General features: G+C 64.2%; 24 protein-coding genes. 16 read left to right on the top strand and 8 right to left on the bottom strand.

Annotated elements, in window-relative coordinates; all coding sequences use genetic code 11:
• Positions 1 to 19: 19 nt before the first annotated feature.
• Complete coding sequence (locus tag E4S61_RS06235) at positions 20 to 661, bottom strand: helix-turn-helix domain-containing protein (protein ID WP_135303020.1); 642 nt, start codon at positions 659 to 661, stop codon at positions 20 to 22.
• A 319-nt stretch (positions 662 to 980) separates the two neighbouring features.
• Here E4S61_RS06235 and E4S61_RS06230 point away from each other — a divergent pair, with 319 nt between their 5' ends.
• The 3 genes from E4S61_RS06230 to E4S61_RS06220 all read left to right on the top strand — a co-directional run bounded on the left by E4S61_RS06230 (position 981) and on the right by E4S61_RS06220 (position 3,829).
• Positions 981 to 1,661, top strand: a complete 681-nt coding sequence (locus tag E4S61_RS06230) for a helix-turn-helix domain-containing protein (protein WP_135303019.1) — start codon at positions 981 to 983, stop codon at positions 1,659 to 1,661.
• A 90-nt stretch (positions 1,662 to 1,751) separates the two neighbouring features.
• On the top strand, positions 1,752 to 2,213 hold the full coding sequence (locus tag E4S61_RS06225) for a PH domain-containing protein (protein WP_135303018.1): 462 nt from the start codon (positions 1,752 to 1,754) through the stop codon (positions 2,211 to 2,213).
• Positions 2,210 to 3,829, top strand: coding sequence for a PH domain-containing protein (locus tag E4S61_RS06220; RefSeq protein WP_135303017.1), 1,620 nt, complete (start codon positions 2,210 to 2,212; stop codon positions 3,827 to 3,829). Before E4S61_RS06225 ends, E4S61_RS06220 begins: the two co-directional genes overlap by 4 nt.
• Positions 3,830 to 4,161: 332 nt before the next feature.
• Here E4S61_RS06220 and E4S61_RS06215 read toward each other — a convergent pair whose 3' ends face one another.
• Positions 4,162 to 7,041 carry an AAA domain-containing protein gene (locus E4S61_RS06215; RefSeq protein ID WP_135303016.1) on the bottom strand — a complete coding sequence of 960 codons (2,880 nt, stop codon included), beginning with the start codon at positions 7,039 to 7,041 and terminating at the stop codon, positions 4,162 to 4,164.
• A 38-nt stretch (positions 7,042 to 7,079) separates the two neighbouring features.
• The gene (locus tag E4S61_RS06210; RefSeq protein WP_135303015.1) at positions 7,080 to 7,487 is read right to left on the bottom strand and encodes a DUF2237 family protein; all 408 of its coding nucleotides are present in this window, start codon (positions 7,485 to 7,487) and stop codon (positions 7,080 to 7,082) included.
• A gap of 156 nt (positions 7,488 to 7,643) precedes the next feature.
• Between E4S61_RS06210 and E4S61_RS06205 the strand changes: the two genes are divergently transcribed.
• From E4S61_RS06205 to E4S61_RS06185, 5 genes are all read left to right on the top strand, one after another.
• Positions 7,644 to 8,189 carry a hypothetical protein gene (locus E4S61_RS06205; RefSeq protein ID WP_135303014.1) on the top strand — a complete coding sequence of 182 codons (546 nt, stop codon included), beginning with the start codon at positions 7,644 to 7,646 and terminating at the stop codon, positions 8,187 to 8,189.
• A gap of 37 nt (positions 8,190 to 8,226) precedes the next feature.
• Complete coding sequence (locus E4S61_RS06200) at positions 8,227 to 8,556, top strand: hypothetical protein (RefSeq protein ID WP_135303013.1); 330 nt, start codon at positions 8,227 to 8,229, stop codon at positions 8,554 to 8,556.
• Positions 8,557 to 8,635: 79 nt separating this feature from the next.
• Positions 8,636 to 9,127, top strand: a complete 492-nt coding sequence (locus tag E4S61_RS06195) for an Lrp/AsnC family transcriptional regulator (protein WP_135303012.1) — start codon at positions 8,636 to 8,638, stop codon at positions 9,125 to 9,127.
• 128 nt (positions 9,128 to 9,255) lie between these two features.
• On the top strand, positions 9,256 to 9,714 hold the full coding sequence (locus E4S61_RS06190; protein ID WP_135303011.1) for an NAD-binding protein: 459 nt from the start codon (positions 9,256 to 9,258) through the stop codon (positions 9,712 to 9,714).
• A 4-nt stretch (positions 9,715 to 9,718) separates the two neighbouring features.
• On the top strand, positions 9,719 to 11,890 hold the full coding sequence (locus E4S61_RS06185) for an amino acid permease (protein ID WP_135303295.1): 2,172 nt from the start codon (positions 9,719 to 9,721) through the stop codon (positions 11,888 to 11,890).
• A 45-nt stretch (positions 11,891 to 11,935) separates the two neighbouring features.
• Here the strand turns inward: E4S61_RS06185 and E4S61_RS06180 are convergent, their stop codons facing one another.
• The 3 genes from E4S61_RS06180 to E4S61_RS06170 form a co-directional block, all read right to left on the bottom strand.
• Positions 11,936 to 12,934: a GNAT family N-acetyltransferase gene (locus E4S61_RS06180; protein WP_167768425.1), complete on the bottom strand. Its 999-nt coding sequence runs from the start codon at positions 12,932 to 12,934 to the stop codon at positions 11,936 to 11,938.
• A gap of 226 nt (positions 12,935 to 13,160) precedes the next feature.
• Positions 13,161 to 14,111: a zinc-dependent metalloprotease gene (locus E4S61_RS06175; protein ID WP_135303009.1), complete on the bottom strand. Its 951-nt coding sequence runs from the start codon at positions 14,109 to 14,111 to the stop codon at positions 13,161 to 13,163.
• Between the two features lie 69 nt (positions 14,112 to 14,180).
• Entirely contained in the window at positions 14,181 to 14,453 is a 273-nt protein-coding gene (locus E4S61_RS06170; protein ID WP_135303008.1) for a hypothetical protein, read from the bottom strand.
• A 157-nt stretch (positions 14,454 to 14,610) separates the two neighbouring features.
• Between E4S61_RS06170 and E4S61_RS06165 the strand changes: the two genes are divergently transcribed.
• From E4S61_RS06165 to E4S61_RS06140, 6 genes are all read left to right on the top strand, one after another.
• Positions 14,611 to 15,669 carry a M20/M25/M40 family metallo-hydrolase gene (locus tag E4S61_RS06165; protein ID WP_135303007.1) on the top strand — a complete coding sequence of 353 codons (1,059 nt, stop codon included), beginning with the start codon at positions 14,611 to 14,613 and terminating at the stop codon, positions 15,667 to 15,669.
• A gap of 146 nt (positions 15,670 to 15,815) precedes the next feature.
• A complete protein-coding gene (locus E4S61_RS06160; RefSeq protein ID WP_135303006.1) occupies positions 15,816 to 16,961 on the top strand; it encodes an AI-2E family transporter in 1,146 nt (381 codons plus the stop codon).
• A gap of 83 nt (positions 16,962 to 17,044) precedes the next feature.
• Positions 17,045 to 17,227 carry an LSM domain-containing protein gene (locus tag E4S61_RS06155; RefSeq protein WP_135303005.1) on the top strand — a complete coding sequence of 61 codons (183 nt, stop codon included), beginning with the start codon at positions 17,045 to 17,047 and terminating at the stop codon, positions 17,225 to 17,227.
• The gene (locus E4S61_RS06150) at positions 17,224 to 17,397 is read left to right on the top strand and encodes a 50S ribosomal protein L37e (protein ID WP_004517916.1); all 174 of its coding nucleotides are present in this window, start codon (positions 17,224 to 17,226) and stop codon (positions 17,395 to 17,397) included. The genes E4S61_RS06155 and E4S61_RS06150 overlap by 4 nt, the downstream gene beginning before the upstream one ends.
• Positions 17,398 to 17,406: 9 nt before the next feature.
• Positions 17,407 to 18,849 (top strand): amidophosphoribosyltransferase, encoded by a 1,443-nt coding sequence (gene purF / locus E4S61_RS06145; protein WP_135303004.1) that lies wholly within the window; start codon positions 17,407 to 17,409, stop codon positions 18,847 to 18,849.
• Between the two features lie 161 nt (positions 18,850 to 19,010).
• Entirely contained in the window at positions 19,011 to 19,580 is a 570-nt protein-coding gene (locus E4S61_RS06140) for a GNAT family N-acetyltransferase (protein WP_135303003.1), read from the top strand.
• A gap of 81 nt (positions 19,581 to 19,661) precedes the next feature.
• Here the strand turns inward: E4S61_RS06140 and E4S61_RS06135 are convergent, their stop codons facing one another.
• Positions 19,662 to 20,219, bottom strand: coding sequence for a DUF420 domain-containing protein (locus tag E4S61_RS06135; protein WP_135303002.1), 558 nt, complete (start codon positions 20,217 to 20,219; stop codon positions 19,662 to 19,664).
• Between the two features lie 195 nt (positions 20,220 to 20,414).
• Between E4S61_RS06135 and E4S61_RS06130 the strand changes: the two genes are divergently transcribed.
• On the top strand, positions 20,415 to 21,335 hold the full coding sequence (locus E4S61_RS06130) for an alkaline phosphatase family protein (RefSeq protein WP_135303001.1): 921 nt from the start codon (positions 20,415 to 20,417) through the stop codon (positions 21,333 to 21,335).
• Here E4S61_RS06130 and coxB read toward each other — a convergent pair.
• Positions 21,323 to 22,159: a cytochrome c oxidase subunit II gene (gene coxB, locus E4S61_RS06125; RefSeq protein WP_135303000.1), complete on the bottom strand. Its 837-nt coding sequence runs from the start codon at positions 22,157 to 22,159 to the stop codon at positions 21,323 to 21,325. The genes E4S61_RS06130 and coxB overlap by 13 nt on opposite strands.
• A gap of 185 nt (positions 22,160 to 22,344) precedes the next feature.
• Between coxB and E4S61_RS06120 the strand changes: the two genes are divergently transcribed.
• Entirely contained in the window at positions 22,345 to 24,621 is a 2,277-nt protein-coding gene (locus tag E4S61_RS06120) for a DUF6789 family protein (protein ID WP_135302999.1), read from the top strand.

Genomic DNA, 24,621 nt, shown 5'->3' with positions numbered 1-24,621 from the left:
AGCGCCGATTCCCGCCGGCTCACGTTCCGCGAGTGACTTCCCGTTCAACGAGTTTCTCCAATCCGCGTCGCAACCGTTGGGAGGCGGCGTTCGTGCTGATGCCGACGCGGTCGGCCACCTCGCCGAGCGTGTGTTCCCGCGGGACGTTCCAGTAACCCATATCGAGCGCCGCCGTGATGAGTTCCGTCTGCTCGCCGGACAACTCCCGATTCTCCTCTGCGATCGTCGGATTGTAGAGGCGTCGGAGGTGGACGTTCACGCCGTTCCCGTTGCACTGCTCCCGAAACGAGGTGAGGTCCGAGCGAGACAGAAACTGCAATCGGAACTCCCACTCGTCCTCGTCGCCGTCGGCGGTCAGCACCTGCACGTCGTTTTCGATCATGGACTGGACGAGCCCGTTTATCTCCGAGCTCCAGCGAATCTCGAATAGCGTCCGCTCGTCCGCGTCAGTGATGACGTGGACGTCTTTCGTCAGCGAGTCCGCTCGAATCGTCTCTTCCACCGCCTCTAGCGGTGCGTTTGCGACCCAGACGAGCGGCATCACCCCGTCTTGAAGCGGGACGATGCGCTCGATTTCGATATCGATGTCCGGATACTCGTCGAGTAGGTTCCCGAGCGCGAAATCCTCCGACTGGACTGTTATATCTGCGATGACGACCATCTGCTGTGAGTAACACTCGGAGGAGATGGGTTATAGTTCGGGGTCGAGGGCTCAAATGGACCGTTATATGTGAGAGTAAAATACTTACTGAGTACCCGCGTAGATTATATCGTACTCTATCGGCCGTGAAAAACACGCAGTATCCTATCAACATGCGACATATATACAGCTATTCACCCGGGGAAAGTAGCCGTACTGTATTCGACGAACACGATAACCGAGTTCCGCGGAACTCGACCACGAGCGGGCATCGCACGACGCGAGTTCTCGACCGAGCGCAGGATACTCGACGCAACACTGTACTGGAGGGAACGACAACATGCCCACGATAGTCAGAGCGACTGTTCCGGCCACGGAGGTTGCGCTGGCTGAAACTTTCACGGCGCTCCCGACGCTCGAAGTCGAAGCCGAACGAATCGTCAAGGGTGGTGAGAAGATCGTGATGCCGCTCATCTGGGTCCGAAACGTCGGCGTAGACGAGTTCGAAAGTGCCTGCGCTGACGACCCCACGGTAGACGACCTCAAGTTGTTGGCGGACTTCGACGACGGGTTGCTCTATCGGATACACTGGATAGAGCAGGTCGGCCTCCTCCTCCAGATGCTAACGAACGGGGAGGCGACCATCTTGAACGCCTTCGGAACAGAGGAACAGTGGCATCTCCGGATGCTCTACCCGTCGCGGGATCATCTCTCTCAGACGAAGGAGTTCTGTATCGAGCACGAACTGGAGTTCACCGTCGACGCGATCAGAGAGATGGAAGGGGACCCCTCGGGTCGCTACGGCCTGACGACGGAGCAATACGAGACGCTCGTGACGGCAGTCAGGCGCGGGTATTTCGAGGTGCCTCGGGCCATCAACTTAGAGGAGTTGGCCGACGAACTTGGTGTCTCCCATCAGGCTGTCTCGGAATGTCTCCGACGCGGGACCGAAGCGCTCGTCGAGGATACGCTCCTCGTCGGCTTCCCCGAACAGGAGACGGAACCGCCGAGCGCTATCTGACGGCGACGTTGCGGTCGCCGTTCACGGGCGGTGAGTAGGACGGCCCGTTACGACAACTGTTAACGGCTCCTCGGTCCACAATGCACGTATATGGAGCCGTTGCACCCGCGAGTGAGACTGCTGTGGGCCGGACGGACGGCCATCAGCGTGTCCGTGCTGGCGGGAATCGCCGTCCTCGTGGACAGATTCGCCGTTTCACTCCCGCTCACCGCCGTCGTCGTTCTCTGGGGGCTGCTGGTATCGCTCGGGGCCGTCCACGCGGTGCTCGCCCATCGAATCTGGCGCTTCGAGTTGCAGGACGACGCACTGTTTCTCGTTCGCGGCGTCCTGACCCGCACCGACACGTCCGTCCCGTACGTCAGGGTCCAGCACGTCGACACGACCCGCGGGCCAATCGAGCGGTCCGCGGGCCTCGCCAGCGTCGTCGTCTACACCGCTGGATCGCGGGGGGCCGACATCACGATTCCGGGCCTCCGGCCAGAACGGGCGACCGAACTACGCGAGCGACTTCGGGACCTCGCTATCGAGAGCGAGGCGACCGACGCCGTATGAGACGGCTCCATCCGTTGAGTGCCGTCCGGCGCGTCGCCGTCGCGGCGGTACAGGGAGCGTTCTTCGCGTTTTTCGTTGGCACTGCACTGGCCGGAGCGGCGGACATCCCTGGCTGGGTCGTTCCGCTGCTCGCGCCGGCCGGCGGCGTCCTCGCCGCCGCGTTCGCGCTGGCGCGGTACTACCGCTTTCGGTACGATATCGAAGGCGACACGCTCGCGGTCGAGTCGGGCGTCTTCGCTCGGCAGTCCCGTGAAATCCCGCTCGGGCGGATACAGAACGTCGACACTAAACAGGGCGTGGTGAACCGACTGCTCGGCCTCTCGGTCGTGGCCTTCGAGACGGCTGGTGGAAGTGCCACGGAGGCGACGCTAGACGCCGTCGACGAGTCGGAGGCCGACCGGCTCCGCCGCCTCGTCCAGCGCCAGGACCGGCGCACCGAGGAGCGCGACGATTCGGCGGCCGAACGGGGAGACGTGGCCGCGGCCGCTGCCGACGAATCGGCAACTCCAACAGACACCGATTCCGCGCGGACCGCGACCCGGGTCGACGAGCCGACGGAGGAACTGTTCGCGTTCACGTGGCGAGACCTGTTGACCTACGCCGTCGTCTCCGTGCGGCCGGCCGCGCCGGCGCTCACGCTCGCCGGGCTCCCGCTGGGCGGTGATCTCGTGGCCGCGGTGTTCCGGTTCAACCTCGCCGTCCTCGGGAGCGACGCCGCGCCGTCGCTGTCGCTCCTGGAGACGTTCGGTCCGCCGCGGCTGGTCGCGCTCGTCCTCCTCACCCTCGCGGAGTTCCTGCTGACCGCGCTCGTCGTCAGCGTCGTCCTGACTGTCGTCGAGTATCACGACTTCCGCCTGTTTCGGGAGGGCGACGATCTCCGCTATCAGCGGGGGCTGCTTCGACGCTACAGCGGGACGATTCCGCTCTCGAAGGTCCAGACCGTCACGATCAGGGAGAACGTCCTGATGCGACGGTTCGGCTATGCGACGCTCGTCGTCGAGACGGCGGGATACAGCGGTGGAAACGACCAGTCCTCGCAAGGGGTCGCCGTGCCGATGGCCCCGCGGGAGACGGTGTACGAACTCGCCCGCGACATCGAACCGTTCGGCGATCTGTCGTTCGAGCGCCCACCGACGCGCGCCCGGCGGCGGTACGCGATTCGATTCGCCATCGCCGTCGGCGTCCTAACCGTAGCGGGGTACGCCGTCGACCGGTTCCTCCTCGAAACCGGCTACTGGTGGGCGTTGCTCGCCTTCCTCGCGTTGGTCCCGCCGGCCGCCCACCTCAGGTGGCGACATCGCGGGTTCGCGCTGGACGACGACGTGCTGGCGACGCGGGCGGGGTTCTGGCGACGGACCACTCGTGTCGCACCATACTATCGCATCCAGACGGTCTTCGTCGGTCGCTCGCCGTTCCAGCGACGACGCCACCTCGCCACCGTGACCGCCGACACCGCTAGCACGGCAAGCGTCTTCGGCGGGTCGGCGGCGGCCTACGACGTGGACGACGAACGGGCGACCGAACTCCGCAATACGCTTCGTTCGCGGCTGTACGCCGACCTGCTCTCTCGCAAGCGCGATGCGGAGACGGCGACCAGCGGGTCAGCTGATCAGTAGCGTCGAAGCGCATCGAGACGACGGTGAGAAAGCGCTAGCCATTCGAGAGTGCCCCTTGCCACGGTGGCCGCCTCGGCGACCGATTCGCCGGGTACGACTTGGCCGTACCAGCGGCTACTGGCCGAAGCTACGGACTCCTACCGGTGAGCTGGGCGCGCCGATTCACTCGACGTGTTCCGCCCCGCAGCTCCGACAGTTGAAGACCGTTTCCTCTGACAGCTCTTGTTCCACTGCCAATGGGAAGCCACAGTCGGGGCAGTTCATTGTACATCTAGATATGAGGTGTACGTACCTAAAGTTACACCTTGCATAACCGTCTCTCGGATAAAGGGTTATGCGGCCCACTCGACCATCCGGCGGTAGACGCCGTCTGAGGCAAGTGCATCGCGGTCACCGACGAGGACGAGCGATTTCTTCGCTCGCGTGAGCGCCACGTTGATGCGCCGGTAGTCCTCGAAAATGGGGCCGTCGAGAGAGCCCGTCGCGACGAAGGAGACGATGATGACCTCCTTGCTCGACCCCTGAAAGCGGTCGACAGTGTCGACGGCGACATCGGGGAGGCGGCGGTCGAGTTCCGCTACCTGCGCGCGAAACGGCGCGATGACGCCGATGTCGTCGGCCGGGACGCCGGCTTCGCGGTAGGACGCTACCACGTCCGCGACGGCGTCCGCTTCGTCGGGGTTGGTGTTACCGACTTGCGAGCCGTCCGGATCGACGAAGGCGACGCGCTCGCGGAGATGTGCTGGGAGCGCGTCCAGTGAAACGCCCGGTAGGTCGTCGATGCGCTGGGCCGCCACCTCGCCGGTTGCTGGGCGTAACTGTCCGTCGTAGAACTCTCGGGAGGCGAAGGCCTGAATGTGCTGTGCCATCCGATACTGCCGGTCTAACATCACGCCCACCTCGGGCGAGGCTTCGATGAGGCGCTGGAACAGCGACTGCGAGAGCGTCTCGTCGTCGGACTGAACGACCGGCGGGAGTTGCTGGTGGTCGCCGACGAGGACGAACCGGTCGGCGAGCGTCGTCGCCGCCAGCGTCCCGGGTTCGGTCAGCTGCCCGGCCTCGTCGACGACGGCCACGTCGAACGACTGGCTCTGCAGGGCCGTCCCGCCACAGGTGGCCGTCGTCGCGGCGACGACCTGCGCGTTCTGGAGTGTCCCCGCGCACTCGTCGGGATCACCGGACTGCTCTAACCTGTATTTCTGCATGTCCTCGCGGACGCCGCTCTCGGTGCCGACGCGGACGATATCGGTGAACCCCTGCGCTTCGAGCGCTTCGATGGCGTTATCGACCGCGCGATTCGTGAAGGCCGATAGCAGGATTCGGTCGCCGCTGTCTCGCGGGTCGCTCTGCTCCCCGCTCGTACCTTCGGCGGGGCTCCGCCCCGCCCCCTCGACCAGCGCCCGCAACATCCGCGCTAAGGTGTAGGTCTTTCCCGTGCCGGGCGGCCCGTGGACCAACGCGAAGTCTTCGGCTCCGACGGCCAGTTTGACAGCTTCGTCCTGAGCGGGGTTGTTGTCGATGAACGTCTCCTCGACGGCTCGCGGGTCGGTCCTCTCCCCGCTCGTCTGTTCCGTGGCGCGCTGCGCCACGCTAAATTCGGGCTCTCGCCGCCCGAATAACACGTCTTTCTGTTCCGGGGCTTGCGTAAGTAGGGCGTCGTGGAGCGCGTTCTGGAGCCGGTCGGTCGTCAGTTCGGAGGGGTAGACGTCCAGCCGGCGCAGGTCGAGCGGTTCGTCGGCAGTGACGACGATTTCCTCGCCGAGTCTCTCGACTCGCGCCAGTTCCGCGTCCCCCGTCACGGGGTCGCCGTCGCTGGCCATCACGAGGTTCCCCTCCCGAATCTTCGAGACGGCTCCGGTTCCCCTCGCACGCAGTTCCCAGCGGCCGCCGTCGAGTTCGGTGCGCCCGGCGGGTTCGAGGTCCACCAGGGCTCGGTCGTCGTCAGCTCGCTCCTCGGGCGTCTGCTCCCATAGCTTCGCGTACTCGCGGTGGACCGCGTGGCGCTCGGCTTCGATGGCGTCGTAGAAGCGCTCGAAGTACGCCCGTTCGTCTTCGGGGATGGCGACACCGACCTGCCCGGCCTTCGACTCCTGGTCGAGGCGGCCGGAGACGGCCATGCAGGTGTCCTGCTCGAAGCAGTACTCGCACTTGGCGTTGGCCTCGTAGCCCGTCGGAATGCCGGTGTCGTACTCCATCGCCGCAATCTCGTTGCGGGTCCGAATTACGTACTGCAACAGGCCCGACCCGATGGAGAACTCCTTGGCTGGCGAGAGGTCGCCGCTCTCCTCGTTCCGGTCGACGGCGGCGTTCTTCGTATAGAGGAGCGTGCCAGTATCGGGAGCAGCCTCTATGGGGCTCTCTGTCGCCCCGCCGTCGCTGGCCATCACGTCGCTCGCGGCGAGCGTGTTCGCGGCGCGTTCGCCGAGCATCAGGGCGTACGCCGTCGCCTGAATCTTGTCCTGAAAGCGCGGTTCGCGCTTGGTGTTTTTCCCGGTCTTGAGTTCGACGGGCATCCCCCGGCGGACGGCGTCGGCCCGCCCCTTCATCCCGAAGCGTTCGGAGATGAGCGTCATCTCCGAGCGCCACTCGCTCTCCGCGGGACTGAACTCCCGCTTCGAGCCGTCAGCGGCGGTTTCTGCTCCGTCGGATTCGGTCAAGGTGCCCTGATTCAGCCATCCCTCGATGGCTTTCGCGTGGTCACGCACGTCGCCAGCCACCTCGTCGGCCTCCCGCCCCAGTAGACCGATGTCCAGCCCCGCCTGCTCAATTTGCTCGTTTATCGCTTTCTCCACGTCGCGGCCCCGTAGCAAGTCGCCGAACACCTCGTGAACGACGGTCCCTTTCACCAGCGGATAGACGAGGTCGGCACCGTCGAGTTTCCGGAGGTAGTACATCCGGGGGCACTGCACCCACGCCCGGATATCGGTCACGTCCACGAGGAAGTCCGGCTCGACGACGACGGCCGAGTCGCCGCCCACCGAGTACTGCGTCTCGCCCCGATACTGGCGCTCGTCGGGGTCGTAGACGGCCAGTTCCATCCCGGCTTCGAGGTACTCGGCCGTCTCGGTCCACTTCCCCCACAGCGTGACCGTGGTCGGCTCACCGGCTCCGCGCTCGGGCCGGAGCGTCACCTCACAGAGCTCGCTCTCGCCGTACTGCGTGCTCACGGTCTTCGGCTCCTCGACTCCCACCACGACGCCGCGCAATTGCACGCGATTGTCCACGTTCGGGGCGGGAAAAACGCTGTCGGTCAGTTCGAGCGGTCGTGTGGCTCCGCGCGCTGGGTCTCGCCGCCCTGGTATTCGTGCGCTTCGAGCGTCGAGCGGGGAATATCTTCCAGAACGTCTTCGCTGGTCGCTTCGAGAACGACCGGCGGCGCGCGGTCGGCCGATTCGGCTTCCATCCACCGGGGGACACAGACACACCAGTGGTCGCCCGGTTGCAGGCCGGGAAAGTCGAGGTCGGGCCGGGGCGTGACGAGATCGTTGCCCTGTCCCTTGCTGTACTGAAGAAACTCCTCGGTCATCACCGCACAGATTTCGTGGCGACCTGGGTCTCGCTGGAGCGGATAGCAGTAGCCGTCCCGCATGGCCCCGGTCATGGGGTCCGTTCCGCAGGGGGCTAACTCCCCGCCCAGTACGTTCGCTTCGCTCTCCATATTTCTAGACTGCGGTCGTCGGCTTAAAGAAATTCTGTACGGCTCTCCGAGACAATCGGCGGACTGCGACGGTGCGACGAAATCGCTCTCGCGAGTGTCAGAGGTCCCCACGGACCGATGCCTTCATTCTGACCCGTCGCCAACGTCCGGACGACAATGCGCGTTCGTGACTGGCAGGACATCATCGAGGACGTGATGGACAGCGGTGCCGACCCCAGCGGCTGGCGGGCAGTCGGGGGCGACCGCGCGAACGGGATCGGCGAGGACCTCTACGTCGGCCACCCGAGCGCGGGCGTCTACCAACTCAAAACCTACGCGAAGAATCCCTTCGAAGTACAGGGAATCGGCTCGCAGGTCGCCCGACGCATCGACGACGACATCGACCCGCTGTTCCCCGAAGACGGATCGGGTCTCTTCGGCGTCCAGCAGGCACCCGACGACGAGAGTGACGCCGAGGAGAAGGCCAAGAACCTGGAGACGGTCCTCGAAACACATGCGGACGCGCCGACGACGCCCAGAGCAATGCTCGAAGACATCATGGACGCCGTCGACTCGCCGGCCTACGGCCCGATGGAGTTCGACCAGTACGAGCGACCCGAACGGATGGACGACCTGACCGACACCTTCGAAGAGGCCGAGGAACTGCTCGATACGGAGTTCGAGGATATCATCGAAGAAGACGTGGACAGGGGGTTCTACTGATGGCCGCGAGCGACGATATCGACACAGGTGGCGACTGATGGTCGGCCCGTCTATCACCGCGGCCGACCGCGAACGCTTCCTCATCCAACTAAAGGCCGGGTTCGCCCTGCTGGTCGGGGGGTCGATGGCGCTGGTCACACTCTGGGGCGGCGCGGACCTCCTGATGGTCGTCGGGATCGGCATCGGTGCGACCATCGTCGGCGGCATCCTCGCCGAGTTCACCGTCCCCGACAGCATCGCCGAGACGCCGTTCGACGACAATCGGGAACGGGGACCGAAACCCGGGACGCGAACCAAGCGGCGACGCGCTCGCGAGGACGACGACAGCGAGGAACAACCTGCCCGAACCGATGGCGATGGACGGTGAGATTCGAATCGCGACCGAAGACGCCGGGACGGCGCGTCGACCACGAAGTTTTGTACCGCTTCCTCCGTAAGCGCACCGTATGGCCGACCCGGAGTACCCGCTCGACGACTTAGACCGGCGTATCATCCACGCGCTCCAGGGGGACGCTCGACACACGTCCGCCAGCGAAATCGCGGAGACGCTAGACGTCTCGGCCCGTACTGTCCGTAATCGCATCTCCAAACTCGAAGAGAGCGGCGTCGTTCGCGGATACAACGTCGACGTGGACTACGAGGCCGCGGGGTATCAGCTACACACGCTCATCGTCTGTACCGCGCCGATTCACGAACGGGAGGAGATAGCGAAGCGCGCTCTCGACGTAGAGGGCGTCGTCGCGATTCGGGAAGTCATGACCGGTGCGGACAACGTTCACGTTGAAGTAGTCGGTACCGACGGGAACGACCTCAGCCGCATCGGCCGCGACCTCAACGACATCGGCCTCGAAGTGGTCGACGAGGACCTCATCCGCAACGAGTACACTCGCCCGTTCCACCTGTTCGACGCTGGTATGGTCGGCGATGGCCAAGAGTAGCACTTCCAGAAATACGATATCGAACGTCCCTATTTTCCGATTCGGAATTGATTGCTAGGTGTTTATGCCGTTGCGGAACTGATCCCGGGTATCGACGATGGCGGCTATCGCGATCGTCGGACCCACCCATGATATCCAGAACGACTCTACGAGACACGCTCGCTCGTACCGCCGGACCGCCGACCCTCCTCGTCGTCAGCGACTTGCACGCCGGGTCGATGCTCGCGTCGGCGTTCGAACCGACCGCCGACGTCCGTCTCGTCACCGACCACCGGAGTGCTGCCGGGCAGTCGCCCGACGGCGTCCAGGTGACAGTCGGTGACGTGACGTCACTGGAGGCGCTCGCGGACGCCGCAGATGCCGACGCCGCGGTCGTCGCGCTGCGATGGGATCGGCAAGCGGTTTTGATCACCCAGCTGCTTCGCACGCGCTTCGACCTCGAGACGGTTATCGTGGTACTCAACGACCCACAGCGACGGGAGGCGGTCGAGGACATCGCCACGACCCTCGTTTGCGGGTCGACCCTCCTCGCGACGGAACTGCGACGGGAAATCGAGACAGCACTCCCCGCGTTCGAACCCGCCTAACATGGTGAAAGACCTCGAACGAGACCTCGGTCTCCCGGCCGTCCTCGCCATCAGTATCGGCGCGATGATCGGCAGCGGCATCTTCATCTTGCCAGCGCTGGCGCTCGAAATCGCCGGTCCGGCCGTAATCCTCGCGTACGCCCTCGCCGGGATTCTCGTCGTGCCCGCGGCCCTCTCGAAGTCCGAGATGGCCACCGCCATGCCGGAGGCCGGTGGGAGCTACATCTACATCGAGCGCGGCATGGGACCGCTGCTCGGAACGATAGCCGGACTGGGGACGTGGTTCTCTCTCTCGTTCAAGGGCGCGCTCGCGCTCGTCGGCGGCGTCCCCTACCTCCTGTTGCTCTTCGACCTCCCGCTGAAACCGGTCGCGCTGGGACTGGCGGCGGTGCTGATTCTGATAAACGTCTTCGGAGCCAAGCAGACGGGTCGGCTCCAGGTCGCAATCGTCGTCGTCATGCTGGCGGCACTCGGCTGGTTCACTGCCGGAAGCGCCCCGAGCGTCCAATCGGCGAACTACGTCGGTTTCTTCGACGCCGGTCTGGGCGGTGTGTTAGCCGCGACCGGACTGGTGTTCGTCTCCTACGCTGGCGTCACCAAGGTGGCGAGCGTCGCGGAGGAAGTCGAGGATCCGGGGCGGAATATCCCGCTCGGGATCCTCGGGTCGCTCGCGTTCACCACCGTCCTGTACGTGGCGATCGTCACGGTGCTGGTCGGGATCACGGACCCGGGAAGCGTCGCGGGGTCGCTGACGCCGGTCGCCGTCGCCGCCGAGGTGACGCTCGGGTCGGCGGGCGTCGTCGCCGTCATCGCCGCGGCCATCCTCGCCCTCGTCTCGACGGCCAACGCCGGCATCCTCTCCTCGTCGCGCTATCCCTTCGCGATGAGCCGGGACAAACTCGCACCGCCGTCGCTGGCTACCGTCAGCGACCGGTTCGGCACGCCGGTCGCCTCCATCACGCTCACGGGCATCGTCCTGCTGTTGCTCATCGCGTTCGTCCCGATCCTCGACATTGCGAAACTGGCCAGCGCCTTTCAGATACTGGTGTTCGCGCTCATTAACGTGGCTCTCATTGCGTTCCGTGAAGGGAACGCCGACTACGAACCCGAGTTCACGTCGCCGCTGTACCCGTGGGTACAGATAGCTGGGGCCGTCACCGGCGGCCTCCTCCTCACGCAGATGGGGATCGTCGCGCTCGTCGGTGCGCTCGCCATCACGCTCGGGAGCGTCGTCTGGTACCTCGTTTACGTCCGTCCGCGAGTTCGTCGAGAGGGCGCAGCGACGGACGCCATCCGACGACAGGTTGGTCAGAACGCGCTCACTGACGTCGAGTCCGCCACGTCGGACACCACCCGCGAAGTTCTCGTCGCGTTCACGAAAGAGATCACCGAAGACAGGGAGCGAGCGCTGATCAGACTGGCCGCCGACGTCGTCCGACCGGACGACGGTCGCGTGGTCGCTGTCCGCTTCGAGGAAATTCCTGACCAGGCACCCCTCATCGAGGACGTGGCCGACCAGTCGTCGGCCGACCTCGCGTTCGAAACGCGGATGGAGACACTCGGAGAGGAGCTACCCGTCGAGATAGAGGCCGATGAGATAGTCAGCCACGACACGAAACACGCCATCGTCAACTTCGCGGGCAACCGGGACGTAGACACGATACTGGCTGAACACGAACCGCTCCGGCTTCGATCGCGGCTGTTTGCCGACCCCATCGACTGGGTCGTTCGGCACGCTCCCTGTGATGTCCTCCTCGTGGACAACCTCGGCTACGACCGACCGGAACAGGTTCTGGTGGCGGGTGAGGGCGGACCACACCCGCCCCTCGCGGTGACCGTCTCTGAGGCCATCGCTGCGTCGAACGAGGGGACCGTCTCGCTGTGGTACCCCGCTGACGGCTCCGAGGAACGAAAGGAGACGATCGACGACTACCAGTCGTCACTCTCCGAGATGCTCTCGGTCCCCGTTCAGACTGAGTCGCTCCGGAGCGACGGGGGGCGATTGCCGCGGCCGGATCTCCTCGTGTATCGGGGGGCCGATCACCGACTCAGAGCGGCGCTGTTCGACGACGGACCGCCCTCGCCGAGTCCGGGGTGTACGACCGTCACCGTCTATCCGCACGACTCCCGCCGGCCACGCCTCGTGCGCCGGCTCCTCGAACGGGCGGTCTTCTAGCTTGCGGGTTCCCGACCGCAGCCCCCGCTGTCTTTCTCGCCGCGGTTACGACTCGGCGCTGAAGTGTTTCAGGTACATCGCTCGCCCCCTGTGGAAAACGTCCCAGAGCGAGTTGCCGCCGCGTTCCCAGACGAGCGTCGGCACGGGCTGCCCGCCAAACCCCTCTTTGTACCGGAACAGGCCGTTCTCGTAGTCCGGTTTCGTCGTCCCGAGGTCGTAGGTCTCGTAGCCGTTGTCGATCCCCCAGCGAACGACGTAGTCGTAGAGCAGTTCCGAGACGTGGTGATCGAAGAACTCACGCGGAATCGCGGAAATATACCCGTGGACGGAGGACTGCTCGTCGTCGAGTATCTCCAGCAATCCGCCGGCGTACTCGCCGTCGACGCGCGCGGTGACCAACAGCAGTCGGTCCGCCATCCCGAGCAACGACTCGAAGAACGAGCGCGAGAACGCGGAGACTCCGAGATCGTCCATAACCTGTACGTACGTCCGGTAGAACTGTCTGAGGGTGTCTCGGGTGACTTCCTCCTCGATTATCTCGGCGTCGCCCTCCCGCCCGTGTTCGATCCCTTTCCGCCGCGACCGACTCATCCCCGATAGAATGTCCTCGTACGGGCGCGAGAGGTGCAACAGAAAGCGACAGCGTCGCCGGTTCGGCTCGTAGCCCTGACACTGCAAGAGCGTGTTGTAGCGGAGGTAGCTGGTATCGAGTGCGCGTATCTCGTGGACGACGGTCCGTCTGGTGCAGTAGTCAGCGATGGTATCGAGCATCGACGGGAGGACCGTGTCTGTGTCTGTCGTCGTCAGCGGGCCACCGAAACCGGGTTCGACCGAGACCAGTCGTCGGAGCGGCGAGCGGTCGACGCCCTCTAGAGGTTCCAGGAAGTTCGGAAAGAGACCGATAGGATTCCCATCTTTCTCGACGAAGACGTGTCTCGGCGTGTAGCCGAGGCCGTTCTCGACGGCGTCAAGCCACTCGTAGCGATGAAAGACGCTGCCCCGCGACGACTGTTCGACGACAGCGTTCCAACGGTCGGGAGACACCTCGCTAATCGACCTGAGCACACGCAAATCATAACTGGACTGTTCGCTTGTCCCCGTCCCCGTCCCTAAACGTAGCCCAGATGCGATGCGACTAGAGAGTGGCATCTACGTAGCGTCCACACGACCGCTCAGTAATGTTATGGTGAGCTTTCAGCGGGTAAGCCCTCCGGACCACCCCTGTACTGTTACAGCAGCGAGACGGCCACCGGCGGACAGAAGCATCGGCTTACGGGTCGATACGCCGGATCCAGAGCGACGGATTCTCGATTTCGTCGTCGGTCGGCAGCGTCTCGGGCGAGTCCCAGACCCGTCCGGCAGCCGCGACGCCGCGAGCGTCGGCGACGGTTTCGAAGAACGCCTTTCCGCGCTCGTACTGCTGGCGTTTCATCCCGAGACCGAGCATCCGGCGGACGAGTTCCGCGATGGGGCCGCGCCCCTGTCGGCGCTCGTCGACCTTCCGCCGCAGGTCGTCGTACTCGTCGTCGAAGGCACGGTCCATCAGCAGCTCTGCGTACCCCTCGACGGCGGTCATCGTCGTGTCCAGTTCACCGAGCGAGGTGCGGTCTAAGTTGCCGTCGCTGAGGCGGTCGATGGCCTCCTCCATCTTCTCCTCCATGTGCTCGGAGAGCCACGGCGCGGCTCCGAACTCCGCGGCGTGAGTCACCTCGTGAAAGGCGATCCAGCGGCGGAAGCGGTCTTGGTCCACGTCGAGTTGGCCGGCGACCTTCCGAATGTTCGGCCGTACGAAGTACAGCGCGTGGTCGTCACCGTCGGCCAGCAGGAGCGGGTCGTACTGGCCGAGGACGTTGTTAGCGAGAAAGGAGAGGGCGAACGCCATCGACCCCGTGTTGACGACGCGGGCGATCCCGGGGATGAACTTCGCCTGCTGTTCTATCGGAGCCATCACCCGCTCGAAGGTCGCCACGTTCGCGTCTATCCAGTGGTGACGGTGTTGAATCTCGACCGTCTCCGGGAGGTCGAAGTCGAGCCCGCCGACCTCGCGGACGCGGTCACGGGCGTCACGGACGTCGGCCGCGTATCCCTTTCGCTCGTCGGCGGAGACGTCGAGATCGCCCGGGTCCGTCGCCTCCTTGGCGGCGGACGTGACGGCGTTCCAGTCCAGCGGCCCGTCACCGGACGCGCCTGCGACGGCGCGGACGCTGTGATACAATCCCATATCCAGGAAACGGGGCGGCGAGGCATAGGCCTTCTCCCCGTGCTGTCTCAGAGCTCGCGTCGGGCAGCCTCAGACGTCGCCGAAATCGTCGTCGAGTCCGTCGTCGAACTCGTCGTCGAGTTCGTCGCCACCGCCGAGCAGTTTCTTCTTCGCCACGACTGCGACGACGAGCAACGCGACGAGGACGAAGACCGCGAGCAGGCCGGAGCGCCCGCCTTCTTCCTCGGCGGGTTCCTCCTCCATCAGTTCCTCCTCGTCGCTCTCGTCGGTTCCAAAGCTAGGCGTGCCGGCGGTGAACTCCGAACCGTCCAGGTTCAGTTCCAGGAGAGTGAATTTCGCCATACTGATACGTCGGCCCGACGACTCTTATCCGTTGTGCTGTCGGAGCGATCGGCCCGTTTCTCCATGCCGCTGACTTCGCTCGCGTGTCGTCGCTATCGTGACTTTCAATCGCTTCGGCAGCCCCGTAATTCATAGTCGCCGACACCATAACACGGGTATGGAGGAACGACGACGCGAGTTCTTGGAGTCGCTGTTGACCACGCCGGGCCCCTCCGGCTACGAGGCCGACAGCCAGCGCGTGTGGGTGGACTACGTCAGCGAGTTTGCAGACGAGGTCAGGACTGACGACTACGGCAACGCCGTCGCCACGCTGCACGGCGACGACACGTCGGTCGCGCTAGCGGGCCACGGCGACGAGATCGGCTTTATCGTCCGTGATTTGACCGACGACGGGTTCATCCGTCTCGGACGCATCGGCGGATCCGATAAGACCGTCTCCCGCGGCCAACACGTCACCATCCACACCGCCGACGGCCCGGTGTCAGGTGTCGTCGGCCAGACCGCGATCCACCTCCGGGACGGTGAGGAGGAGAGCGTTCCCGAGGTGACCGAACAGCACGTCGACGTGGGTGCCGACGACGGCGAGGAACTCGAATCGCTGGTCGACCGCGGCGACCCGATCACGTTCACACAGACCGTCTCGGAACTCGAAAATGGCCGCCTCGCCGCCCGCGGGATGGACAACCGAGTCGGCATCTGGGCGGCCGCCGAGGGACTGCGCCGCGCGGCCGAACGGGGCGTCGAGGCTACCGTCCACGCCGTCTCGACGGTCCAGGAGGAAGTCGGCCTGCAGGGCGCGAAGATGGTCGGCTTCGACCTCGACCCGGACGCCGTCGTCGCGGTGGATGTCACTCACGCGCCCGACTCGCCGGACTCGCCGGGCGAGCGCTCGAACGGCATCGAACTCGGCGGTGGCCCGGTCGTCTCCCGGGGCAGCGCTAACCACCCTGTCGTAGTCGATTCGCTCCGCGAGACGGGCACAGACGAGGAGATTGATGTCCAGTTGCAGGCGACGGGCATCCGAACGGGCACCGACGCCGACGCCTTCTACACCGCACGTGGCGGCATCCCGGCGGTCAACGTCGGTCTCCCGAACCGGTACATGCATACGCCGGTCGAAGTCATCGACCCAGCGGACCTCGACGCGCTCGCGGATCTGCTCGCCGGGTTCGCCGTCCGTGCGACCGACACCGCCCCCTTCTCCGTCGATGTGTAGACGCAGATTACCCTCGGCTCGGCGCGGTATCACGCTCGTAACGAACCGTGCCGTCGGCGACACACGTGGCGTGATGGGTTTCGGGACGCGCCAGCGTGTCCCATCGACAGAGTGGCGCTGTCAGACACGGAGGCGGGACCGATAGCATGGAGTGGCCGCCCTCGAAGGGTCGCGCGGCCTGGTGGGTCCTCGGCCTGTTCATCGCCGTCCTGTTAGCGTGGGTACTCACCAACTACGCCGGCGCGTTCGTCCTCGGCCTGTTTCTCTACTACGTAACCCGTCCGGCCCACCGCCGACTGCGAAGTCGGTTTCGACCAACGATCGCCGCTGCGACGTCGCTGCTCGTCCTCGCCGTCCCGGTGGTCCTCCTCGTCGGCTACACGATGGCCGTCGCGGCACAGGAACTGGGCAATCTGGCACAGACCGTTGACCTCGGTCCGTTAGCTGGGCTCATCGAACCCTATCTCGACGTCTCCGCCATCGTTCAGGACCCCGAGGTGTTACTGCAGAATCCTGACGTCATCAGCGCCGGACAGCTGTTCGCGACGGGTGCCCTCGATTACCTCCCGCTGATAGGGGCAGCGCTCATCGACCTGTTCCTGGCGCTGACCGTCGCCTACTACCTCCTCCGGGATGGCCCGCGCCTCAGCCGCTGGTTCCGAAACATGTTCGGCAGCGAGTCCGGCGTCTTCGACGAGTACGTGGAGAAGGTCGACGAGGACCTCGGGAGCGTCTTCTTCGGGAACATCCTCAACGCGTTCGTCGTCGCCATCGTCGGGGTGGTTCTCTACACCGTGTTGAACGTCTTCGCGCCCGCCAGCGGTATCCCGTACCCGGCGCTCGTCGGCGTCCTCGCGGGCGCGGCGAGTCTGATACCGGTCGTCGGCATGAAACTGGTGTACATTCCGGTGGCGCTCGGCCTCTTTGGACGAGCGGTCCTCAACGGTGAGCCACTGTGGTTCCCCACGGTGTTCGTCGTCGCCACCGTCGTCATCGTCGACTTCATTCCCGACCTCCTGCTTCGACCGTACGTCTCCGGGCGGAACCTCCACGTCGGCCTCGTGATGATCGCGTACATCCTCGGGCCGATGCTGTTCGGATGGTACGGGCTCTTCCTCGGCCCGCTCTTACTCGTCGTGGTCTTTCACTTCGCACGACTGGTCGTGCCGACGCTGACCGGGAGCGAGGAGTCCGAGCAGATACCACCAGCGCCACCCGCGGGCGCAGTGGGTATTCACGCTGCCGAGCCGTCGACGCAAGACGACGGGCCCACCGAGGGCGACGCTCCGTAGACAGCGCGGCCGATTCGATATCTTTCCGGCAGTCGTGCCGAGCAAGCGGTACGTTTAAGCGCCAGACACTATCTCAACCGTACATGAGTGGACGACCGCTGGACGTACTCGAAGCGTCGCTCGGCGAGGACGTCACTGTTCAACTGAAGGGCGGCGAGATATTCGAGGGCGAACTCACTGGGTACGACCAGCACATGAATCTCGTCATCGAAGACGAAGACACAACGATTATACGCGGGGATAACGTCGTCTCGATTAACCCATGACTGGCGCAGGAACACCGAGCCAAGGGAAGAAAAACACCACGACACATACGAAGTGTCGCCGGTGTGGCGAAAAATCGTATCACACGAAAAAGAAGGTCTGCTCGTCGTGCGGCTTCGGCAAGTCGGCGAAACGACGTGACTACGAGTGGCAGTCGAAAGCCGGCGAATAACTCACCATCATGCACGAGAAGTGCGGCGTTGTTGGCATCTCTCTCGAAGACCGTAACGCCGCCCGCCCCCTCTACTATTCTCTGTACGCGCTCCAGCACCGCGGGCAGGAGTCTGCCGGCATCGTCACCCACGACGGCTTCCAGCAGCACAGCCACGTCGAGATGGGCCTCGTCGGTGACGCCTTCGGTCCCGAGGACCTCCAGCCGCTGAACGGGTCGAACGGCATCGGCCACGTCCGCTACCCTACCGCAGGCAGCGTCAACGCCTGCTGTGCCCAACCCTTCTCCGTCTCGTTTAAGTCCGGCTCACTGGGACTCTCGCACAACGGGAACCTCGTCAACGCCGACGAGATCGGCGACGAACTGGCCGACCTCGGTCACGCGTTCACCTCTGACGGCGATACCGAAGTCATCGCTCACGACCTCGCGCGCAACCTCTTAGAGGAGGACCTCGTTCGCGCCGTCAAGCGAACGATGGAGCGCATCCACGGGTCGTACTCGCTGACCATCATGCACGACGAAACGGTGCTCGGCGTGCGAGACCCGCAGGGCAACCGCCCGCTGTGTATCGGCGAACTCGAAGACGGCTACGTCCTCGCCTCCGAATCGGCCGCCATCGACACCCTCGACGGTGAACTCATCCGCGACGTGAAACCGGGCGAACTCGTCGTCCTCCACCCTGACGGCACCGGCTACGACACCTACCAACTCATCGAGCAGGAGAACACGGCTCACTGCTTCTTCGAACACGTCTACTTCGCCCGACCGGACTCGACGATCGACGACAGTCTGGTCTACGAAGTCCGCCGTGAACTGGGCCGCAAGCTCTGGGAGGAATCGGGCGTCGAATCGGATGTCGTCCTCCCGGTGCCCGACTCCGGGCGCGCGTTCGCCTCCGGATACGCCGAGGCTGCACAGGACGACGGCTCGGATATCGAGTTCGCGGAGGGCCTGATGAAGAACCGCTACGTTGGCCGGACGTTCATCATGCCGACACAGGACGAACGCGAACGCGCTGTCCGCCTGAAGCTCAACCCGATCAAATCGACCATCGAGGGGAAGACGGTCACCATCATCGACGACTCCATCGTCCGCGGGACCACCTCGACGCAGCTCATCCAGCTGCTGAAAGACGCCGGCGCGGAGGAGGTCAACGTCCGCATCGGCGCACCGCCCATCGTCGCACCCTGTTACATGGGCATCGACATGGCCTCCCGTGACGAACTCATCGCCGGCAACCAGTCCGTCGAGGAGATTCGCGAGGAAATCGAGGCCGACTCGCTATCGTATCTCTCTATCGACGCCATCGCCGAGACGCTCGAAACCAGCCGTGCCGACCTCTGTCTGGGCTGTGTCACCGGCGAATACCCCTACGACATCGAGGGCGAGGAGACCGACCGCGACGTCGTCCGCCCCGATATCGGTGGGGAACCGACGCCGGCCGACGACTAGCGAGGGTCCGAGCCTGGAGGACCCTCGAAAATGCGAGCGGGGCAGAACGACCCGTGAACGGCTCCGGTTTTCCCGTCGTTCGAGTGAAAAACCAGCTACTCCCTGAGAACGTCGGACACACCCCCGGCACACTTTTATCCGGTCCGTGGGAGCGAACCGCTATGCCCGGGCCTGCATTCCTTCACACCGACAGAACTGCCCTCTGCTCGCCGGACAAAGACGATACTGACTGGATTCGTCGCTTGTTCCACGACGACCGTGTGTGGGGTTGGGGCACCTACCCGCAACCGTCCACAGCGGACCAGATGGAGACGTACTACGAGGAGACGCTCGCCGACGATGACTCAGTTCATCTGGTGATCTGTCTCGACCACGACACCGAGGACGAGGGGACGGTCGCCGACCGAACTGAGCCCGTCGGTCTCGTCGCGATGACCGAACACGACCCGGAACGAGGCATCGCCGAACTTAGCTACTGGCTCGATCCCGATGCGTGGGGTGAGGGATACGCCACGGAAGCGGCCGAGCGGCTGGTCGGCTACGGGTTCGACCAGCGGGCCGTACGAAAGTGGAACGCCCGCGTTGTCGGTTCGAACGACCGATCTATCGCCGTCTTAGAGCGCCTCGGTTTCGTTCGGGAAGGGGCACACCGCGCGGAGTGGCGTCTTGACGGCGTGTGGCACGACATGCTGTGGTACGGACTGCTCTGTGAGGAGTGGGGCGAGCAGTGATACGGATTGTTGTAGCTGTTTCCCTGTACTCGTCGCACCGGGCCCGAGGATACCGGTACGAGACTACAACAATCCGATGAGTCACCAGAACAGATACAACATCGCGTAGACGACGATGCCGAGCGAGAAGGAGACCAGCCAGAGTCCGGCTGCCGCTTTCCCTGCCCGCGGGTGGTTCGTCTGTGAGAGTTCCGCGACCGGATGGCTCGCGGCCAGCAACAGCGTGTAGTACACCAGCGGGATGGCGATAATCGCCAGCAGGATGTGGATAGCGAGCAGCGGCAGGTAGATGAAGGATTCGACGGCGGCGGGACCGGCGAAGTCAGTCGGCCCCTCCAGCGTGATGCGGTAGAGATACAGGACGAGAAACGCGCCGAACAGGCCGAAGGCCGTCAGCATCAGACGGCGGTGGCGCTGAATCTGACCGTTCCGTACCGCGCGAACGCCGGCGACGATGGTCGCGATGGCAGTGGCGCTAATGGCGGCGTTGAGGTGAGGAATCGCCGCGAGGATGGAGTCGGGAGCGCGCGGCAGGACGCGAGGCGGAATCGCGCCGAGGACGGCCCCGAAGACGAGCGCTAGCGAGAGAACGGTTAGCAGGCCCGTCAGTGCCGGGACGTGGCCCCGAGTCTGGTTCATACGCTATAGTCGGACGCGGCCGATAATGTGGGTTGTGACACGGGTCGGAGCGGTACCTGGACAACGTTTTATTAGTGAGCTTACCGCTGTTCGCTCGGTGCAACAATATTACAGGATCGTTCACAACAGACGGTAATCCGTAATTATAGCTTTGTGGGCTCATTTACAATACTTTGTGAACACCGACAGTGGTCTGTGCAATCACTACTCAAACGCGGCTACTATGGGTACGTGGGTCTCGCGATGTCCGTCCTCTCACGGTACCCGTTGGGGACGAACGTCTTCGAGCGAGAGTGGGATGCGCTGGTAATCCTCGATACCTGTCGGGTGGACGCGTTGCGGGAGGTCGCGTGGGAGTACGACTTTATCGACGATGTAGACTCCATCTGGTCGGTCGGCTCCGCGTCCGCCGAGTGGATGGCCCAAACGTTCACAGAGGAGTACCGCTCGGAGATTGCGGATACAGCGCTAGTCTCGGCGAACGCGTTCACACAGCGGGTCCTCGCCGAACGGGAGTTCCCGGAGGACGGCCGGGGCGTCTCGAACACCGACTGGAAGACGCTCCGCCCCGAGGATTTCCGCTACGTCGATCAGCCGTGGATGTACGCCGACCCACCGCCGGTCGGCCTGACACTTCCGCGACCGGTCACCGAGCGAGCGATTTCGGTCGGGCGCGAAATAAACCCCGAGCGACTCGTCGTCCACTACGAACAGCCACATCACCCCTTTACTGCGCGGGCGATAGCCGAGGGTCGCGAGACGCTCGAACCGTGGGAGGGCGAGCCGTTCGACTATCTCAAGAACGGCGGGGACTTCCAGAAGGTGTGGGACGCGTATCTGGACAACCTCCGCTGGGTCCTAGACGAGGTGGCGTTGCTGCTTGAGAACCTAGACGCCGAGAGGGTTGTCCTGAGCGCGGATCACGGGAACGCCTACGGCGAGTGGGGGATGTACATGCACCGATACGCTGTCCCCATTCCCGAAGTGAGGCAGGTGCCGTGGGCGGAGACGACGGCAACCGACGAGCGGACCTTCGAACCGACGCTTTCGCCGCCGGAGCGAGAACAGGACTCCGAGACGACGGACCACCTCCGTCAACTGGGTTATCTGGCGTGAGCGCGCGCGGCGGGAGCGGAGATGCGTGCCGCCTCGGTCCCGTTCGCGGGCGTCGTGGTGCCGTTCGCCGATGACGTTGCGGTGCCGCTACTCGTGGTGCCGTTCGTCGAGGACGCACGCTGCTGTTGTTCGACCCAGTCGTCGTAGTCGGACTGATTGAGGACGACGACGGTGGCGTCCATCCGACTGTGGCCCGACCCGCAGAGTTCGGCACAGTAGAGTCGATAGGATCCGGTCTGCGTGGGCTTGGTCCGGGCAATCGTCGTCTGTCCGGGGAAGATGTCTTGCTTGACGCCGAGTTGCGGGATGTACAGCGAGTGGATGACCCGCGATGACTTGAGCGTGAACGTCACGCTCTCGTTTTTCGGGAGGACGAGGCGAGACTGGGTCGTGACGTTCGCCTCGGGATAGTGGAACTCCCAGCCCCACTGGTAGGCCAGCACTTCGACTTCCATGTCGTCGGCCACTTGTCCGCCGGTGTCGGTCGGCCCGGCGGCCGCGGGGCTGATGTAGGGGTTCAATAGGACGAAGAAGGCGGAGACGCCGACGAAAATCAAGATCGCGCCGGTCGCGGCGGTCCACGTAATCTCCAGTGCGGGGTCGTCGACGGTCGGTTTCGGGCGGTCGTTGTTCCGGAACCGATAGATGGCGTAGACGAGCGTCAACTCGACGAATAGCGTCAGCGGAAGCGCGACGTACAGCAACTGCTCGTTCAGGTCGTCGATGGCCGCCCGGTTGACCGACTGAGCGGCCGCGGGCGAGGAGAAGACCACGGCTCCGAAAGCGAGGACACACAGCCACGCCAAACTGCGACTGAGACGCATTACGAATCCCTTGCTCCGCGCGCCTCAAATAGCTTGGCGACTCCGGGACGGCGCGGGAGTTCTCTATCGAAAATCGATAGGTTCCCGCGTCGTCGCGTGGTTTTATGAGCGTGGCACCGTCAGGGTGAACTAATGAGTTCTCCGACCGCGTCGCCGCCGACCGTCCTGTGGGTGCCCGCCGGACGATGCTGAACAGAGCAGTCATCGAGGGGTCCGCGCTGGCGCTCCTCGCCATCGGGATACTCGCACTCTGGTTTCACGCTCGCCATAGCGTTCGTCCCGAGAGCGACGGTGGGTACACTACCAGAGAGGAGATTCGATTCGAAATCGACCGCCTTCAGTCGGAGGTCTATCGCTGGCTGACGACGACGAATCACCGCGACATCGGGATGCTCTACATTGTCTTCGGCACCGTCGCCGGCCTCTGGGGCGGGATGGACGCGATGATGCTCCGGACGGAGCTCGTCACCGCACAGGCGGACATCTGGACGCCAGAGACGTACAACGCGCTGTTTACGACTCACGGGCTGACGATGCTGATATTCTTCGTCCTGCCAGTCTTCTTCGGCATCGGGAACTACATGCTCCCGCTGCTCATCGGGGCCGACGACATGGCGTTCCCGCGCGTGAACGCCATCGGCTTCTGGTTGTTGCCTCCCGCACTCCTGATGGTGCGGATGGGCCTGCTGGTGCAGGTCGGCGGGCAGATTCTCAGTCTGTTTCTCCCGCAGGACGCCATCCAGTTCTTCCTCACCGTCCGCGAGGTCAGCGTCGGCTGGACGCTCTACGCCCCGCTGTCAGTCCAGCAACCGAATCCGCAGATCGACCTGCTGATACTCGGCCTGCACCTCTCCGGCATCGCCACGACCGTCGGGGCGATAAACTTCATCGTGACCATCGTCTACGAGCGAACGGAGAGCGTGACGTGGGCGAACCTAGACATCTTCTCGTGGAACATGCTCGTTACGAGCGGGCTCGCGCTGTTCGCGTTCCCGCTGCTCGGAAGCGCACTCGTGATGCTCCTCTTGGACCGGAACCTCGGCACGACGTTCTTCGCCACGGAAGGCGGCGGTCCCATCCTCTGGCAACACCTCTTCTGGTTCTGGGGCCACCCCGAAGTGTACATCCTCTTCTTGCCGGCGGCGGGGCTGATGAGCACGTTACTTCCAAAGTTCGTCGGCCGAAAACTGTTCGGCTACCAGTTCATCGTCTACTCGACCATGGGGATGGGCGTGCTCTCTTTCGGCGTCTGGGCCCACCACATGTTCGTCTCGGGCGTCGACCCGCGACTCAAAGCCTCGTTCATGGCGATCTCTATCGCCATCGCCGTCCCCAGCGCCATCAAGACGTTCAACTGGATAACGACGATGTGGGACGGCGACATCCGCCTCTCGGCACCCTTCATACTCTGTGCCGGTAGCATCGGGACGTTCATTATCGGAGGGGTCACGGGCGTCTTCCTCGCGGTCATCCCCATCGACGTCCTCTATCACGGCACCTACTACGTCGTCGGACACTTCCACCTCATCGTCGTCGGCATCATCCCCTTCATGATGATCGCCGCGAGTTACTACTGGTATCCGCTCATCACTGGCCGATGGTACGATACGCGGATGGCGAAGTTCCAGGCGGCGTTGCTCATCTTCGGGTCGTTCGTGACGTTCATGACGCTGCTGGTCATCGGCGGGCTGGGACTGCCGCGGCGGCAGGCTATCTACCCCGTCGAGTATCAGTTCGCCCAGCAGATTGCGACCGTCGGCGCGTACGTCATCGGGCTGAGTGCGCTGCTGTGGCTCTACAACATGCTGGTGTCCTACTGGAAGGGCGATGTCGTCCAGACGACGGATCCGTGGGACCTGAAAGCGACCAACCAGTTCACCCGGGAGTGGCAGTGGTTCGAAGAGCGGATGGTCGAGAAGTACGACCTCGAACCATCCGAACCCGAGAGCACTCGGCGCTCGTACGCACCGGATCTGCAACCCATCGGCCTCCTCGGCGGTGTCGGCACCGTCGCGGAGAACGTCTACCGGAATGCGTGGATGGCGGCCGCCGGCGGCATCGTCGGCACGCTCCTGATGACCGGGGGTCTCGGGACGGCCGCGTACGTCGGCGTGCTCGACCCGGCCTCCTTCAGTGAGATTGCCGAACTCGTCGGTCTCCCGGCGACACCGCTCGTCGGTGCGCTGTTGTTCCTCGTCGGCGGTGCCGTCACGTGGCCGCTGCTCTTCCTCGCGTTCTCGGAGTACCTCCCCGGCCGTCTGATGTTCGAGACGGGACTGGTCTTCGCGACGCTCATCTCGACCGGGTTCGTCATCGCGTTCTACACCGGCCAGCAGGGATTGGCGTTCGTCGGCTATCTCGGCTTCGTCCTCGTCGCCCACTGGGCGTACGGACTGGGATTGACGGTCACCTTCCAGTACCTCCGGTCACGTCGTCGGAACGCACACGAGATGGAGGCATAA

The sequence above is a fragment of the Haloarcula amylovorans genome, assembly GCF_004681185.1.
Classification (GTDB): Archaea; Halobacteriota; Halobacteria; order Halobacteriales; family Haloarculaceae; genus Haloarcula; species Haloarcula amylovorans.
This window is presented reverse-complemented; position numbering and strand designations above follow the sequence as displayed.

Coding starts and splice junctions, on each gene's coding strand:
- E4S61_RS06235 (WP_135303020.1), bottom strand. CDS start 661: ATGGTCGTCATCGCAGATATAACAGTCCAGTCGGAGGATTTCGCGCTC.
- E4S61_RS06230 (WP_135303019.1), top strand. CDS start 981: ATGCCCACGATAGTCAGAGCGACTGTTCCGGCCACGGAGGTTGCGCTG.
- E4S61_RS06225 (WP_135303018.1), top strand. CDS start 1,752: ATGGAGCCGTTGCACCCGCGAGTGAGACTGCTGTGGGCCGGACGGACG.
- E4S61_RS06220 (WP_135303017.1), top strand. CDS start 2,210: ATGAGACGGCTCCATCCGTTGAGTGCCGTCCGGCGCGTCGCCGTCGCG.
- E4S61_RS06210 (WP_135303015.1), bottom strand. CDS start 7,487: ATGGAGAGCGAAGCGAACGTACTGGGCGGGGAGTTAGCCCCCTGCGGA.
- E4S61_RS06205 (WP_135303014.1), top strand. CDS start 7,644: ATGCGCGTTCGTGACTGGCAGGACATCATCGAGGACGTGATGGACAGC.
- E4S61_RS06200 (WP_135303013.1), top strand. CDS start 8,227: ATGGTCGGCCCGTCTATCACCGCGGCCGACCGCGAACGCTTCCTCATC.
- E4S61_RS06195 (WP_135303012.1), top strand. CDS start 8,636: ATGGCCGACCCGGAGTACCCGCTCGACGACTTAGACCGGCGTATCATC.
- E4S61_RS06190 (WP_135303011.1), top strand. CDS start 9,256: ATGATATCCAGAACGACTCTACGAGACACGCTCGCTCGTACCGCCGGA.
- E4S61_RS06175 (WP_135303009.1), bottom strand. CDS start 14,111: ATGGGATTGTATCACAGCGTCCGCGCCGTCGCAGGCGCGTCCGGTGAC.
- E4S61_RS06170 (WP_135303008.1), bottom strand. CDS start 14,453: ATGGCGAAATTCACTCTCCTGGAACTGAACCTGGACGGTTCGGAGTTC.
- E4S61_RS06165 (WP_135303007.1), top strand. CDS start 14,611: ATGGAGGAACGACGACGCGAGTTCTTGGAGTCGCTGTTGACCACGCCG.
- E4S61_RS06160 (WP_135303006.1), top strand. CDS start 15,816: ATGGAGTGGCCGCCCTCGAAGGGTCGCGCGGCCTGGTGGGTCCTCGGC.
- E4S61_RS06155 (WP_135303005.1), top strand. CDS start 17,045: ATGAGTGGACGACCGCTGGACGTACTCGAAGCGTCGCTCGGCGAGGAC.
- E4S61_RS06150 (WP_004517916.1), top strand. CDS start 17,224: ATGACTGGCGCAGGAACACCGAGCCAAGGGAAGAAAAACACCACGACA.
- purF (WP_135303004.1), top strand. CDS start 17,407: ATGCACGAGAAGTGCGGCGTTGTTGGCATCTCTCTCGAAGACCGTAAC.
- E4S61_RS06140 (WP_135303003.1), top strand. CDS start 19,011: ATGCCCGGGCCTGCATTCCTTCACACCGACAGAACTGCCCTCTGCTCG.
- E4S61_RS06135 (WP_135303002.1), bottom strand. CDS start 20,219: ATGAACCAGACTCGGGGCCACGTCCCGGCACTGACGGGCCTGCTAACC.
- coxB (WP_135303000.1), bottom strand. CDS start 22,159: ATGCGTCTCAGTCGCAGTTTGGCGTGGCTGTGTGTCCTCGCTTTCGGA.
- E4S61_RS06120 (WP_135302999.1), top strand. CDS start 22,345: ATGCTGAACAGAGCAGTCATCGAGGGGTCCGCGCTGGCGCTCCTCGCC.